Annotated in this window: 11 protein-coding genes; 1 reads left to right on the top strand and 10 read right to left on the bottom strand. The window is 69.7% G+C overall.

Features of this window, described 5'->3' with window-relative positions; genetic code table 11:
* Positions 1-113: 113 nt before the first annotated feature.
* The 4 genes from ABC337_RS13610 to mtrA form a co-directional block, all read right to left on the bottom strand.
* Positions 114-1,121: a ComF family protein gene (locus ABC337_RS13610; protein WP_412883513.1), complete on the bottom strand. Its 1,008-nt coding sequence runs from the start codon at positions 1,119-1,121 to the stop codon at positions 114-116.
* 206 nt (positions 1,122-1,327) lie between these two features.
* Positions 1,328-3,070, bottom strand: a complete 1,743-nt coding sequence (locus ABC337_RS13605) for an LpqB family beta-propeller domain-containing protein (RefSeq protein WP_412883514.1) — start codon at positions 3,068-3,070, stop codon at positions 1,328-1,330.
* Positions 3,067-4,893 (bottom strand): MtrAB system histidine kinase MtrB, encoded by a 1,827-nt coding sequence (gene mtrB, locus ABC337_RS13600; protein ID WP_412884924.1) that lies wholly within the window; start codon positions 4,891-4,893, stop codon positions 3,067-3,069. Before mtrB ends, ABC337_RS13605 begins: the two co-directional genes overlap by 4 nt.
* 136 nt (positions 4,894-5,029) lie before the next feature.
* Positions 5,030-5,704 carry an MtrAB system response regulator MtrA gene (gene mtrA, locus ABC337_RS13595; RefSeq protein WP_290255690.1) on the bottom strand — a complete coding sequence of 225 codons (675 nt, stop codon included), beginning with the start codon at positions 5,702-5,704 and terminating at the stop codon, positions 5,030-5,032.
* A gap of 130 nt (positions 5,705-5,834) precedes the next feature.
* On the opposite strand from mtrA, the gene ABC337_RS13590 reads away from it, so the two are divergent.
* On the top strand, positions 5,835-6,545 hold the full coding sequence (locus tag ABC337_RS13590; RefSeq protein ID WP_412883515.1) for a DUF4166 domain-containing protein: 711 nt from the start codon (positions 5,835-5,837) through the stop codon (positions 6,543-6,545).
* 18 nt (positions 6,546-6,563) lie between these two features.
* On the opposite strand, the gene ABC337_RS13585 is transcribed toward ABC337_RS13590, so the two are convergent.
* The 6 genes from ABC337_RS13585 to ABC337_RS13560 all read right to left on the bottom strand — a co-directional run bounded on the left by ABC337_RS13585 (position 6,564) and on the right by ABC337_RS13560 (position 13,711).
* On the bottom strand, positions 6,564-7,604 hold the full coding sequence (locus ABC337_RS13585) for a uroporphyrinogen decarboxylase/cobalamine-independent methonine synthase family protein (protein WP_412883516.1): 1,041 nt from the start codon (positions 7,602-7,604) through the stop codon (positions 6,564-6,566).
* The gene (locus ABC337_RS13580; RefSeq protein ID WP_412883517.1) at positions 7,601-8,023 is read right to left on the bottom strand and encodes a chorismate mutase; all 423 of its coding nucleotides are present in this window, start codon (positions 8,021-8,023) and stop codon (positions 7,601-7,603) included. The genes ABC337_RS13585 and ABC337_RS13580 overlap by 4 nt, the downstream gene beginning before the upstream one ends.
* Positions 8,024-8,132: 109 nt before the next feature.
* Positions 8,133-9,845 (bottom strand): ABC transporter ATP-binding protein, encoded by a 1,713-nt coding sequence (locus tag ABC337_RS13575; protein ID WP_412883518.1) that lies wholly within the window; start codon positions 9,843-9,845, stop codon positions 8,133-8,135.
* Entirely contained in the window at positions 9,842-10,852 is a 1,011-nt protein-coding gene (locus tag ABC337_RS13570; protein ID WP_412883519.1) for an ABC transporter permease, read from the bottom strand. Before ABC337_RS13570 ends, ABC337_RS13575 begins: the two co-directional genes overlap by 4 nt.
* A gap of 1 nt (position 10,853) precedes the next feature.
* Positions 10,854-11,945: an ABC transporter permease gene (locus tag ABC337_RS13565; protein ID WP_412883520.1), complete on the bottom strand. Its 1,092-nt coding sequence runs from the start codon at positions 11,943-11,945 to the stop codon at positions 10,854-10,856.
* Positions 11,946-12,076: 131 nt separating this feature from the next.
* Positions 12,077-13,711, bottom strand: a complete 1,635-nt coding sequence (locus ABC337_RS13560; protein ID WP_412883521.1) for an ABC transporter substrate-binding protein — start codon at positions 13,709-13,711, stop codon at positions 12,077-12,079.
* Positions 13,712-13,772 lie beyond the last annotated feature (61 nt).

Below are 13,772 nucleotides of genomic sequence, written 5' to 3'. Positions count from 1 at the left end.
AATGACTTCGGTGACACGACGGCGGCACTTCGGGGGCTCATCTGACGGACAGTCGAGCCCCTTTCCGAGCCGCTATCGACAGGTACATCTGTTCTTGGTACCCATGTTCGACGTTAGTTCATCGCCACCTGTTCTTCACCCTTTTGTGGTTTATTTTTTTCCATTGCGACCCTGTCCGGCGCCCTGCCGCGGGTCTCGGGTTCCGACACATGGGAGGCGGGCGGGCGTGTCGCGGCGAGCACGACCGCTCCCCTGACAACCGCTCCCGCGGACCGCAGAACCCGGGCCGCTTCCGCCAGCGTGGCGCCGGTGGTAAGGACGTCATCGACGAGGAGGCAGGGACGTCCGGCCAGCGCCGGCCCGGTCAGCCCGCGGCGGATGCGCATCGACCCGCGCAGCCGCCGGGTCCGCCCGGCGCGGCCCAGACCCTTTTGGGACGTCCCGCCCTTCTGAGTAGTCCCGGCCTTCCGAGTAGTCCGGCTCTGCCGGGTGGTCCCATTCCACGCCGCCCCCAGGCTTCGGGTCTTGCGCAGGACGTCAGCGGCTTCCGTTCCGGGCGGCAGGCGCCCGCGGGCCCGGGCACGGGAGAGAACCAGGTGCACCGGGCTGAATCCCCGACGTCGGAAGGCGGCGGACGTCGTGGGCACCGGGACGAGCAGGGTTCCCGGGGGCGGTCCGGCGGCCACGAGAGCGGCGCCCAGACACCGGGCGAGGTCCTCGACCACCGCCCGCTGGCCGTGTTTCTTGAACGACAGCAGGGCCTGGGCGAGCTCGGCGCGGTAGACCCCGGCCGCGACCACCGGCAGCAGGACCGAACCGTCCATGTCCATCAGGGCGGGGGCGCGCGCCTCGGCCCGGAACGGCGTGCGGGTCAGCTGCCGGAGCCTCCGTCCGCAGGCCGGGCATAGGACCCGGTCCTCCGCCCCGCAGCAGGCGCATTCCGCGGGGAGGACGAGCGTCAGCAGTTCGGCTGCTGCGGCTGCCACGGCGTCGGCCAGGCGGGCCACCCACGACCGGTAACCGCCACGGTGCCGGGCAGCCTCGGGCGCCGGGAGGAGGTCCGGGTCCGCGCCCCGCGCCGGGCGGCGGCGCTGCGGCTGTTCGAAGCCGGCGGACATCATGGCCGTGGCCCGTCCCGCCAGCCGTTGCCGGGACGGCAGCGCCCCGGGACCAGGCGGACCCAATGCCGGAAACGGTGGACGGGGCGGTCCGGGAGCGGGCGGCGGGGCACCGGGTTGAGTCATGGTTCCAGCCTGCACCGCCCCCGTGGCCGCGCCCGCGTCAGGATGCGGCTATGTGGACAACCGGCCCGGCTCCCCGCAGGCTCCTACCCCGGGAAGGCCGGGTCGATGGCGCCCTTGAGTTGCAGGGACCAGCCGTTGCCGAGCCGCTGGAAGATGCCGTCCGCCGATTGGCCGTAGATCTCCGCCGTGCCGTTGCCGGCACTGAGCCCGGTGAGCCCGGCCCATGGGGCCAGCTCCTGCGGGGCGGTGCCGGTCATCGACAGCAGCTCCGGGGTGACGTTTTCCGTCGCGGTCCCCTTCATCACGGCCACCGTCAGGTCGTTGACCCACACCCCCTGGTCCGGGTCATGCGCGGTGAGCAGGGTCACGGGGGCGGTGAGATCCTTGGGCGTGCCGTCCGCGTTGCGGATGATGCCGGTGAGCTGCACGCGGGTTTTGCCGTTCAGCGACGAAATCACCATCGCGCGCGTCCCGTCCCGGGCCACCCGGAATTCCTTCACCACGGCTCCGGCGAGCCAGGCGCCGGTGAGCGTCACCGTCGGAACGGTGCCGCCCTCGGCCACCCCGGTGGGCCGGTAGGCGGCGACCTCGGTGGCACCGTTCGCCCCGGGACCGGCGCTCCAGACCCAGTCGAAACGGTCGAACGAGGGCCGGGACAGCGTGCCCCGGTTCGCCAGGGCCCGGGCGGGCTGCCCGGGAATGATCGAGTACAGCGTGGTGCGGCCGGCGTTCAGGAACGCCGCCGCCTGGCTGGCCGGAGACTCGGCGGGGAACCGCGGGCCCAGGGCGCTGACGGACGCGATGTCCGGGAGCGGCCCGATCTTGTTGTTCTCCACCCGGACCAGGTCGTTGTTGCTGACGGCGATCTGCCGCGCCGGCACGTCCTTGTCGCGGATCGGGGGCAGCACGGAGCCGTTGTCGTCCACCCGAACCAGGTCCTGGTTGGCGCGCAGCTCGACGTTGATCACGTCGGGCTGGCTGCGGAAGGTGAGCGCCAGCTGGGTCTGCATCCTGAGCCGGTCCTCGTTGGAGGCGTCGGTGAGGTCCTTGGCCGTCAGGTCCACCTGGGCGGCGCCGGAGACCACGGGCACGGACTCGCGGGCCAGTTTGATGCCGGCCGGGAAGGCACTGACCGCCGCTCCCTTCAGGTACGGGGCGGGTCCGCCCAGCAGGGCACTGGTCATGGCCTTGACGGTCTTCTTCTTGATGAACCAGCGCACGTCCGGGACCGCGTACGTGAATGTCGGGTCGTAGAAGTAGATCGGGTACGCGCCGTAGATGACCTTGAAGGTCTCCTCCGGGATGGCGGTGCCGTCGGGGATGTCCGCGATCCGCCACTCGCCGTCGACCTTGGTCAGCGTCGCGGGGACGTTCTCGGTGGTGCCCTCCGGCAGCTGGGTGGCGATCCCGTCGGCGTCGACGGTGTACGCCAGGTCCAGCCGGTAGTTGTAGACGTTCTCGACGGCGGTGGGCACCACCTGCGCCGAGCGGTAGACCAGCACCCGCTGGTCCGGTTTCCACTTCACCGAGGACGCCTGGGTCAGGTACTGCCGCGCCACCGCGTAATCGTCCTCGTAGCCGCTGCCGGCCAGGTAGAAGTCCTCGATCACGGATTCGGGTCCGGCGCCGGGGCGCGGCGCGACGGGGAAGAACACCGGGGCGTTGTTCGGCTTGCCGGCGCTCTCGTCGCTGCTCTTGCCCACCGGCCCGGAGCGCGGAATCTGCGCGCAGGCGCCCAGCAGCAGCACCATCGCCAGCATGGCCGCGGCGAAGCGGACCAGCCTCCCGGCCCGCGTGCCGGCCGAACGTCCCGTGGTGGTCCTCATGCTTGGTCCTCCCCGGCTGCCGGGCTGTTCGCCGGGCCGCCTGATGTCCCGCCCGCACCCGTGCCCGGGACCGCAGCCGCTCCCGTGCCGGGGACCGGAACGGGGCCGGCACCCGGGGCGGCGTGGTTCAGCAGCACCATCTGGTTGCCGGCGCCGCCGTCGAGTCCGACGTCGGCAGGCTCGAGCTGCAGCGGCGACCGGCCGATGCTCTCGCCCTGGCGCAGCGGGAGGGTGAGCCGGAAGTTCGAGCCGCTGCCCTTCTTGCCCCAGGCCTGCAGCCAGCCGTTGTGCAGCTTGGTGTCCTCGGTGGCGATCGAGAGGCCGAGGCCGCTGCCGCCGGTGGTGCGGGCCCGGGCGGGGTCGGCACGCCAGAACCGGTCGAAGACGCGCGCTGCCTCTGCCTGGGTCATGCCGATGCCGTGGTCCCGGACGGCGATGGCGACGGCGGTGTCGTTCGCGGCCACGGAGACGTTGACGGGCCGCCCCTCGCCGTGTTCGAGCGCGTTGAGGATGAGGTTGCGCAGGATCCGGTCGATCCGCCGGTCGTCCATCTCGACGATGATGCTGCCCTCGGGCGCGTGCAGGCTCACCTCGGAGCCGTACTCGGCGGCCACCGGGGCGACGCCCTCGAGGACGTGGTCGACCAGCTGCAGAATGTCCGTGGGTTCGGCGTCGAGCATGGCCACGCCGGCGTCAAAGCGGGAAATTTCCAGCAGGTCCGCCAGCAGCGACTGGAAGCGTTCCACCTGGTGGTAGAGCAGCTCGGCTGACCGCTTATTGATCGGGTCGAAGTCCTCGCGGGCGTCGTAGAGGACCTCGGCGGCCATCCGGACGGTGGTCAGCGGGGTCCGAAGCTCGTGCGAGACGTCCGAGACGAAGCGCTGCTGCATCTGGGACAGGGTGGCCAGCTGGGTGATCTGTTCCTGCAGGCTGGCGGCCATGTGGTTGAAGGAGGCGCCCAGACGGGCCACCTCGTCCTCGCCCTTGACCACCATGCGCTCCTGCAGCTGGCCGGCGGCGAGCTTTTCGGAGACGACGGCGGCGTGGCTGACCGGGCTGACGACGTTGCGCGTGACGTACCAGGCGACGGCGCCGATCAGCAGCACCAGCACGGCCGCGCCGACCAGCAGGACGTTCTGGATCTCGTCCAGCGTCTTCTGCGCCGTGTTCAGGTCGTAGATGAGGTAGAGCTCATACACGGTGCCGTTGAAGGTCACCTTGTTGCCGACGGCGATGCCGGGCCGGTCCTCGGTGCCCACCGGGAACTCGGTGGAGGCCCAGAACTGGTCCTTGCCCGACTGCTGCACGGCCTTGCGCAGGTCCGGCGGGATCACGGCGATGGTGAGCTGGTCCGAGGCCCGGGATTCCACCCAGCGGTTGCGCGGCTTGGTCTGCTCCGGCATCGCCTCGAAGACGTACCGGCGCTGGATGACCGAGCCGCGGCCCTCGACGGCGTTCAAGGTGTCGTAAACCAGGGTGATGACGCTGGACTGGTCGGTGACCTGGGCGCCGTCGAAGGTGTCCTGGACCTGCTTGACGTTATAGCGGGTCTCCGATTCGGCCTGCGCCAGCCGCTCCTGGAAGAGGTTGTTGGCGATCTGGTTGGAGAGATAGGCGCCCACGACGGCGAAGGACCCGATGGCCAGCAGCAGGGTGGTCAGCACGGTCCGGAACTGCAGCGACCGGCGCCAGCGGCGCTGCAGGGCGCGCAGCAGGTAGCGGGTGGCGGGCAGGGTGCGGGAGGCGCCGATGAGGACCAAGCGGAGCACGCGGACGGCGACGATCCGGGCGCGGCGGGCCCAGATTCCGGCGCGGAAGAGCACGGACCGGCCGCGGCGGGTGGTCAGGGCTTCATTCTCCGGCCGCTCCGCAGCGGGCCCGGAGGTCGCGGGCTCGGGGGTCACCGGCGACGGAGCCTCCGGCCCGGAAGTGGCCGGTGCGGGGGTACCGCTGCCGGGCTCAGGACCCTGCTTTGTAGCCGACACCACGGACCGTCAAGACAACTTCGGGGGCTTCGGGGTCGCGTTCAATCTTCGAACGCAGCCGCTGGACGTGGACATTCACCAGGCGGGTGTCAGCCGCGTGGCGGTAACCCCAGACCTGCTCCAGCAGCAGTTCCCGGGTGAAGACCTGCCACGGCTTGCGGGCCAGGGCCACCAGCAGGTCGAACTCCAGCGGAGTCAGCGAGATCCGCTCGCTGTTGCGGCTGACCACGTGGCCGGCGACGTCGATCGTGACGTCGGCGATGCGCAGGGTCTCGGGGGCCTTCTGGTCGCCCGGGCGGAGGCGGGCGCGGACGCGGGCCACGAGCTCGGCGGGCTTGAACGGCTTGGGGACGTAGTCGTCGGCACCGGATTCCAGGCCCCGGACCACGTCGGAGGTGTCCGCCTTCGCGGTGAGCATCACGATCGGCACGTCGGATTCGGCGCGGATCTGGCGGCAGACCTCGATGCCGTCGATCCCCGGCAGCATCAGGTCCAGCAGGACCAGGTCCGGCTTGGCGGAGCGGAAGACCTCGAGGGCCTGCCCGCCGTCCGCGCAGAAGACGGGGTCGAAGCCGTCGTTGCGCAGCACAATGCCGATCATCTCGGCCAGGGCCTCGTCGTCGTCCACTACCAAAATCCGTGCCTTCATACGTTATATATTCCCTTATTGAAATGGCTTTGTCGTATTCGTGCGGCTCCCGGCATGGCGCGGACCGCCGGCCGGGGCGGGTAGATTCGTCCCAGGGCCGGCGGGCGGCCCGCAGTCCGAGGAGGATGCCGTGAACCGTGTGGACCCCATCTACCGGCTGGGCCTGGGCGGGGACTTCGCCCGACTGCATCCCGAACTCCAGGATTATTTCTCCCTGGCCCATGGCTCCGGCCACTACGGTGTGGGCGAGGGCGTGTTCGACGTCGTGGGCTGCCGGCAGCGTTGGCTCCGCCCCTTCATGCGGGCCGTCACCGGTGAGCAGGCGTTCTTCCCCGAGTACGGCGAGGGCATCCGGTTCCGGATCGAAAACCACGCCCACCTGGACCCCTTCGGCCGGCCCAGCCTGACGGCACGGCGCGAGATCTTCTTCCCCGGCGTCACCCGGGTCTTCTCCGACACCACCAGCTGGGACACGACCGGCGGCCGGCACCGGCTGGTGGACTACGTGGGCCGGTACCGCCGGCTGGCCACGGACCTAAACCTCAGCGTTACCCCCGAAGGCCGGCTTCGCGGCATCTCGGAGGTCTCGCGGTTGCTGCTGGGGCCGCTGCGGCTGCCGCTGCCTGGCCCGCTGGACGCCAAGGCCTACGCCGAACAGTGGTGGGACGCCGCCGAGGGCAAGCACCGGATCCAGGTCAAGGCCATCCAGCCGCAGGTCGGCCTCGTGCTGGTCTACGCTGGCCGCTTCGACTACCGGCTGGAACCGTACCCGAACGGGACCGGAGCCCCCGGCTACCTTCCCGCGTACGCCCGGCCGGACCGCTGGGAGTCCCGGGTCTAAGGCGGGGGCGCCGGGCGGCTAGCCCAGGGCGATCTGGTTCAGCGCGTCGGCCGCGTGCGTCAGCCGTGCCAGCACTCGGGTGGCCGACGTCGGCGAGTGGCCGGCCAGTCCCCCGGCGGGTGTGAGCCGGACCGCGCCGAGCGAGGAGGCCGGCAACCCGAGCTGGCGCCAGGGCCGCCACAGCGCCTCGGCCAGGGTCCGGGCGGACGGCGGCTCCGCCGCGGGGTCCTCCACCGGCAGCACCCCGGCCCAGATCTTCCGTCCGGACTCCACCGCGCCCGCGAGGTGTTCCCACTGGCGGGAGGTCAGGGCGCGCAGCGGCACGGCGATCCCGTCGGCGCCGGCCGCGAGGATCCTCTCGAGGGGTGCCTCCACCTCGGGGACGGCGATAACGACCTCGTCCGCGCCGGCGGCGTGCAATGCGTCCACCACCAGGCGCCAGGATTCGGTGACCTCGGAGCCGGCCACGGCCCGCAGGGTCCGGTAGCCGCTGGCGGTGGGAATCGTCCCGGCCAGGACGGCCGCGGCCTCGGGTTCCTCCAGCTGGACCACCAGCCGGGCGCCCGGCACGGCGGCGGCCACGGCGCGCAGGTGGGCGCCGACGCCGGCGGCGAGGGACTCGGCGAGGTCCCGCCGCGCGCCGTGGTCCAGCAGCGCCCGTTCACCGCTGTGCAGGTGCAGGCCGGCGGCGAGGCTGAGCGGTCCGCGGAGCTGGATCTTCAGGGCGTCGGCGGACACCGACTCGGTCCCGGCGACGTCCGCGAGGACGTTGATGTCGGTGGCCAGCGCGGACCGGGCGCGGCGGGCGTCCCGGCCGGGGCGGTCCACCAGGCGCCAGCCGTGCGGCTGCACGTCGACGGCGAGGCCCTCCAGGAGCGCGGCGGTCCGGCCCAGGGCGTCCGAACCGACGCCGCGGGCGGGCAGTTCGGCCAGGAACGGCAGGTGCGGGGCGCCGAGTTCGCCGCGGATGATGCGGGCGGCTTCCAGCGGGTCCGTCCCCGGCCAGGGCCCGTGGGCGGTGACGGTGACCTGGGCGGCCCCGGAGTCGGTGCCGCTCACGCCTGGGTGGAGACGGCGGTCCCGGCGGCGTCCGCCCGGCCCGCGGCCTGGTGGTCCTCGGCGATGGCCTCGTGGTGGCGGATGACCTCGCCGATGATGAAGTTCAGGAATTTTTCCGCGAAGGCGGGATCCAGGTGCGCCTCGGCGGCGAGCCGCCGGAGCCGGGCGATCTGGGCGGTTTCGCGGCCCGGGTCCCCCGCCGGCAGCTGGTGCTTGGCCTTGAGGTGGCCCACCTTCTGCGTGGCCTTGAACCGTTCGGCCAGAAGGTAGACCAGGGTGGCGTCAATGTTGTCGATGCTGGACCGGATGGAGAGCAGCTCCGCCATTACCGCGGGATCGACCTGGCCGGCCAGGGAACTGGCGGCGGGGTCGTAGTCGTCATCGGCGTCGTGGTGGAGGCTGTGGCTCTGCTCGGTCATTGCTCCAGTCTAGGGGCTGGCCGCCCGATGACCCGGGTGTTAAGCGGCGCTGCCCGCCGTCCGGTGCGGACGGCGGGCAGCGCTGTGATGCTGGGTGCGGGCGCGGGCGTCAGCTGCCCAGGACGGCGCGGAACTGCTCCCGGCGCCGGGCCTGCTCCTCCGGGTCGGGGACCGGGAGGGAAGCGATGAGCTTCTTCGTGTAGTCGTGCTGCGGGTTGCCCATGACCTGGCTGCCCAGCCCCTGCTCGACCATCCGGCCCTTGTAGAGGACGCCCACCCAGTGCGAGAGGATGTCCACCACTGCGAGGTCGTGGCTGATGAACAGGCAGGCGAAGCCGAACTCGGCCTGGATGTCCTTGAACAGCTCCAGGACCTTGGCCTGCACCGATACGTCCAGCGCCGACGTCGGTTCGTCGGCGATCAGCAGCTTCGGGTTCAGGATCAGGGCCCGGGCCAGGGAGGCGCGCTGCCGCTGGCCGCCGGAGAGTTCGTGCGGGTACCGGTCGGCGTAGGCCGCGGGCAGCTGCACGGACTCCAGCAGCTCGCGGGTCCGCTGCCGGGCCTGCGCCGGCGTCGGCTTGGAGTGGATGACCAGAGGTTCGGCGATGCACTCCCCGATGGTCAGCTGCGGGTTGAACGACGCCGCCGGGTCCTGGAACACGAAGCCGATCTGCTTGCGCAGCGGCTTGAAGCTGCGCTCCTTGAGGTTGAGCATCTCGTAGTCGAGAACCTTGAGGCTGCCGCCGGTGGTCTTGTTCAGGCCCGCGATGGCCCGGCCGATGGTGGTCTTGCCGGAGCCGGACTCGCCGACCAGGCCAAAGACCTCGCCCTCCGAGAGGGTGAAGTTCACCCGGTCGACGGCCTTGAATGCCGGGCTGCCGAGGCGGCCCGGGTATTCGATGGTGAGGTCCCTGGCCTCGACCAGCACCTTCCCGCCCTGGTGGGCGCGTTCGGTCATCCCCGCCGAGGCGGAGTTGCGGCCCAGGTGCGGGACGGCGGCGAGGAGCTTCTTCGTGTAGTCCTGCTTCGGCTCCGCGAACAGCACCCGGGAGGTTGCTTCCTCGACGACGTCGCCCTGGTACATCACGACGACGCGGTCGGCGAGGTCGGCCACGACGCCCATGTTGTGGGTGATCAGCACGATCGAGGTGCCGTACTGGTCCCGGAGGTCGCGGAGCAGTTCGAGGATCTCGGCCTGCACGGTCACGTCCAGGGCGGTGGTGGGCTCGTCCGCGACGATCAGTCCGGGGTTCAGGGCCAGCGCGGCGGCGATGACGACGCGCTGTTTCTGGCCGCCGGAGAACTGGTGCGGGTAGTAGTTGACGCGGGTCTCCGGGTCCGGGATGCCCACCTTGCGGAGGGCTTCGACGGCGCGGGCCTTGGCGTCCTTGGCGCTGACCTTGCCGCCGTTGCGGCCGGCGTGCGCGCGGATGCCTTCGGCGATCTGCCAGCCCACCGTGAATACCGGGTTCAGGGCGGTGGAGGGTTCCTGGAAGACCATCGCGACGTCGCGGCCGCGGATTTCCCGCAGCTTGGAGGCGCTGACGCTGATGACGTTGTTGCCGTTGATCAGCACCGCCCCGGAACTGATGGCCGTCTCCGGCAGCAGGCCCAGGATGGTCTTGGCGGTGACGGTCTTCCCGGAGCCGGATTCGCCGACGATCGCGACGACCTCCCCCGGGTTGACCTCCAGGCTGACGTCCTTCACGGCGTAGACGTCCCCGGCGTCCGTGGCGAAGGTGACCCTGAGGTGGTCGATGTCCAGCACGGGGCCGGCGCCGCGGCCTTGCTGGTCGGCTGCGTGGCCGATATTGGTGGTCATGACGTGCTCACTTCTGCTGTTGGTGCTGCCGTGGCCGGGCCGGGTGCGGCTTTGCCGGAAGCCTTCTTGCGGCCGCGCAGCCGGGGGTCGTTGAGGTCGTTGATGCTCTCGCCCACCAGGGTCAGGCCGACGACGGTCAGGACGATGGCCAAGCCGGGGAAGACGCCGGTCCACCAGATCCCGGAGGTGGTGTCGGAGAGGGCCTTGTTCAGGTCGAATCCCCATTCGGCGGCCGACGTCGGTTCGATGCCGAAGCCCAGGAAGCCGAGGCCCGCGAGGGTCAGGATGGCCTCCGAGGCGTTCAGCGTGAAGATCAGCGGCAGGGTCCGGGTGGCGTTGCGGTAGATGTGCCGGGTCATGATGCGCACGTTGGAGGCGCCCACCACCTTGGCCGACTCGACGAACGGTTCGGCCTTGAGCCGGATGGTCTCGGCGCGGATAACCCGGAAGTACTGCGGGATGAACACCACGGTGATGGAGATCGCCGCGGCGAGGATGCCGCCCCAGAGGCTGGAGCGGCCGCCGCTGATCACGATCGCCATGACGATGGCCACCAGCAGGGACGGGAAGGCGTAGACGGCGTCGGCGATGACCACCAGGATCCGGTCCAGCCAGCCGCCGATGTAGCCGCTGACCAGGCCGAGGATCACGCCGATGAAGATCGACATGATGACGGCGACGACGATCACCATGGCGGCGGTCTGGGCGCCCCAGACGACGCGGGAAAACACGTCGTAGCCGCCCACGGTGGTGCCGAGCAGGTGCTTGCCGCCCGGCGCCTGCTGGGCGGGGAACCCGCCGTCGGCGTCGGAGATCTGGGCGAAGCCGTAGGGCGCGATCAGCGGGGCGAAGACGGCGGTGAGCAGGAAGATGACGGTCAGGATCAGGCCGGTGACCAGCATGCCGCGCTGCAGGCCGACGCTCTTGTTGAAGTGGGACACGACCGGCAGGCGCCGGAACCACGGTTCCCTGCGGTTTTCCGCGGCGATGGTGGATTCAGTGCTCATGTCAGTACCTCACGCGGGGGTCGATCAGCGCGGCGACGATGTCCACGATGAAGTTGGTAACGGCCACGATCACGGCCAGCAGCACCACGATGCCCTGGACGGCCACGAAGTCGCGGGCCGTCAGGTAGGTCGCGAGCTGGAAGCCCAGGCCTTTCCATTCGAAGGTGGTCTCGGTCAGCACGGCGCCGCCGAGCATGACCGCGATCTGCAGGCCCATGACCGTGATGATCGGGATCAGCGCGGGCTTGTAGGCGTGCTTGGTCACCAGGCGGTATTCGCTGACGCCGCGGGAACGCCCGGCCTCGACGTAGTCCTTGCCGAGGGTGCCGATGACGTTGGTGCGCACCAGGCGCAGGAAGATGCCGGCGGTGAGCAGGCCGAGGGCGACGGCGGGCAGCACCGCGTGCGCGGTGACGTCGCCGAGCGCCGCCATGTTGCCGCTGCGCAGCGAGTCCAGCCAGTAGATCCCGGTCGGTGCGGACAGCGCGGTGAGGGCCAGTTCCGTGGAGGTCTTCGCCCGCCCGGCGACCGGCAGCCAACCCAGCCACACGGAGAAGGTCAGCTTCAGCAGCATGCCGGCGAAGAACACCGGGGTGGCGTAGCAGAGGATCGCGAAGATGCGCAGCACGGCGTCGGGGGCCTTGTCGCGGCGGTGCGCGGCCACCATGCCCAGCGGGATACCTACCACCAGGGCCACCAGCAGGGCGTTGATGGACAGCTCGAGGGTCGCGGCACCGTAGGTGGTGAGCATCTCGGAGACCTGGCGGTTGTCCGAGAGCGTGGTGCCGAAGTTGCCGGTGATCAGCTGGCCCAGGTACTCGAAGTACTGGACGAAGATGGGCCGGTCATAGCCGGCGGCGTGGATCCGCTCGGTCAGCTGCTCGGGAGGGAGCCGGCCGCCGAGGGCGGCCGTGATCGGATCGCCCGTGATGCGCATCAGGAAGAACACGAGCGTCACGAGGATCAGGATGGTAGGAAAGATCAGCAGGAACCTGATCAGGATGTATTGGCCCAGTCCCCCGCCGGACGACTTCTTCTTGGTCGGCATCAGGCCGTCGGCATCGCTGGGCGGTGCCTCGATAAGTGTTGTCATTGGTACCTAAATGTGTGTTTCCGTCGGCTTCGTGGGCCTTGGGAATCGGTTGTCCTGCCCTCAGCACGGAGGCGGGACGCCGCGCGGGCGCCCCGCCTCTGTGGCTGGTCAGGACCGGATGGGGATGGGACCTACTTGGAAATTACGCCAAGCCGGGTCTTGAAGGATGCGTCGAGGGTCTTGTCGACGCCCTGGACGTCCTTGCCGGCAACCATGAGCTGGGCGCCCTGGAGCAGCGGCAGGGAGGGCAGGTCCTTGGCGACGGCCGTCTGGGCGTCACCGAGGACCTTTTCGCGCTCACCCTTGTCAACGGTGGTGAGCTGCTTCTTGATCAGGTCCGTCACGGCCGGGTTCTCGTAGTGGTTCTTAAGGAAGTTGCCCGGGATGAAGAACGGGGTCAGGTAGTTGTCGGCGTCGGAGTAGTCCGGGAACCAGCCGAGCTGGTAGACGGGGTAGACGTCCTTGGTGCGGTCCTTGGAGTAGGTGACCCACTCGGTGGACTGCAGGTCGACCTTGAAGAGGCCGGACTTCTCCAGCTGCTCCTTGATCATGGCGTACTCGTCGCCGGAGGACTTGCCGTAGTGGTCCGGGTTGTACTGCAGCTTCAGCGTGACCGGGCCGGTGACGCCGGCGTCGCTGAAGGCCTGCTTGGCCTTGTCCAGGCTGGGCTTGCCGTTGCCGTCGCCGTACATGTCCTTCATCGGCTTGATGGCGCCGACGAAGCCGTCCGGAACGACGGAGTATGCGGGCAGGTAGGTGCCCTTGTAGACCTGGGAGGCGATCGCGTCGCGGTCGACGATGTCGGCCATGGCCTGGCGGACGGCCAGGGCCTTCTTCGGGTCGGCCTCGGGGGTCTTGGCGCCGAAGGGCATGGTGTCGAAGTTGAAGACGATGTAGCGCAGCTCGCCGCCCGGGCCCTTGTGGACCTTGACCTTGGAGTCCTTCTCGAGGTCGGCGGCGTCGGTCGCGGTCAGGCTGCGGCCTGCGACGTCGATGTTGCCCTGCTGGACATCGAGCTTGAGGTTGTTGGAGTCGGCGTAGTACTTGATGGTGGCGCTGTCGTTCGCCGGCTTGCCCAGGAGGCCCTTGTAGTCGGGGTTGGCCTTGAGGCTGATCAGTTCGTTCTTCTTGTAGCTCTCGATCGTGTACTGGCCGGCGAAGGGCTTGGCCTTGACGATGTCGTCGTCGCTCATCAGCTTGTCGGCCGGGAAGACTTCTTCGTCCACGATCGGGCCGGCGTTGGCGGCGAGCACGCCCGGGAAGACCTGGTCGTTGCCCTGCTTGAGCTTGAAGACAACGGTGGTGTCGTCCTTGGCGGTGACCGAGTCGAGGTTGCCCAGCAGCGATGCGGGGCCGTTGTCATCGTTGATCTTGACGACGCGGTCGATCGAGAACTTCACGTCCGAGGAGGTCAGGGCGTGGCCGTTGGCGAACTTGAGCCCGGACTTGAGCTTGACGGTGTACTCGGTGGGGCTCGTGAAGGAGGCAGACTCGGCAATGTCCGGGCTGGAGTCGGCCGTGCCCGGCTTGGAGTTGAGCAGGAACGGGTAGATCTGGTTCATCACCATGAACGAACCGGCGTCATAGGAGCCTGCCGGGTCGAGGGTGACCACCTTGTCGGTGGTGCCGTACGTAATGGCGCCGCCGGAAGCCGAGCCACCGGAGGACGTTCCGCCGCCGGAGGGGCCGGTGCAGGCCGTCAATGCAAAGGCGGAAACCCCGGCCAGCGCGATGGCGCTCTGCAGGGCCTTTTTGTTCATTGCCATCTGTGAACTTTCTGTTCGATGAGTGCTCGTGGGCCGCCGAAATGCTCGACTCGGGGCGGCG

Origin of the sequence: Arthrobacter phoenicis, from assembly GCF_047238215.1 — a bacterium.
Classification (GTDB): domain Bacteria; phylum Actinomycetota; class Actinomycetes; order Actinomycetales; family Micrococcaceae; genus Arthrobacter.
Note: the sequence above shows the minus strand (reverse complement) of the source record. Positions and strands in the feature narration are given on the sequence as shown.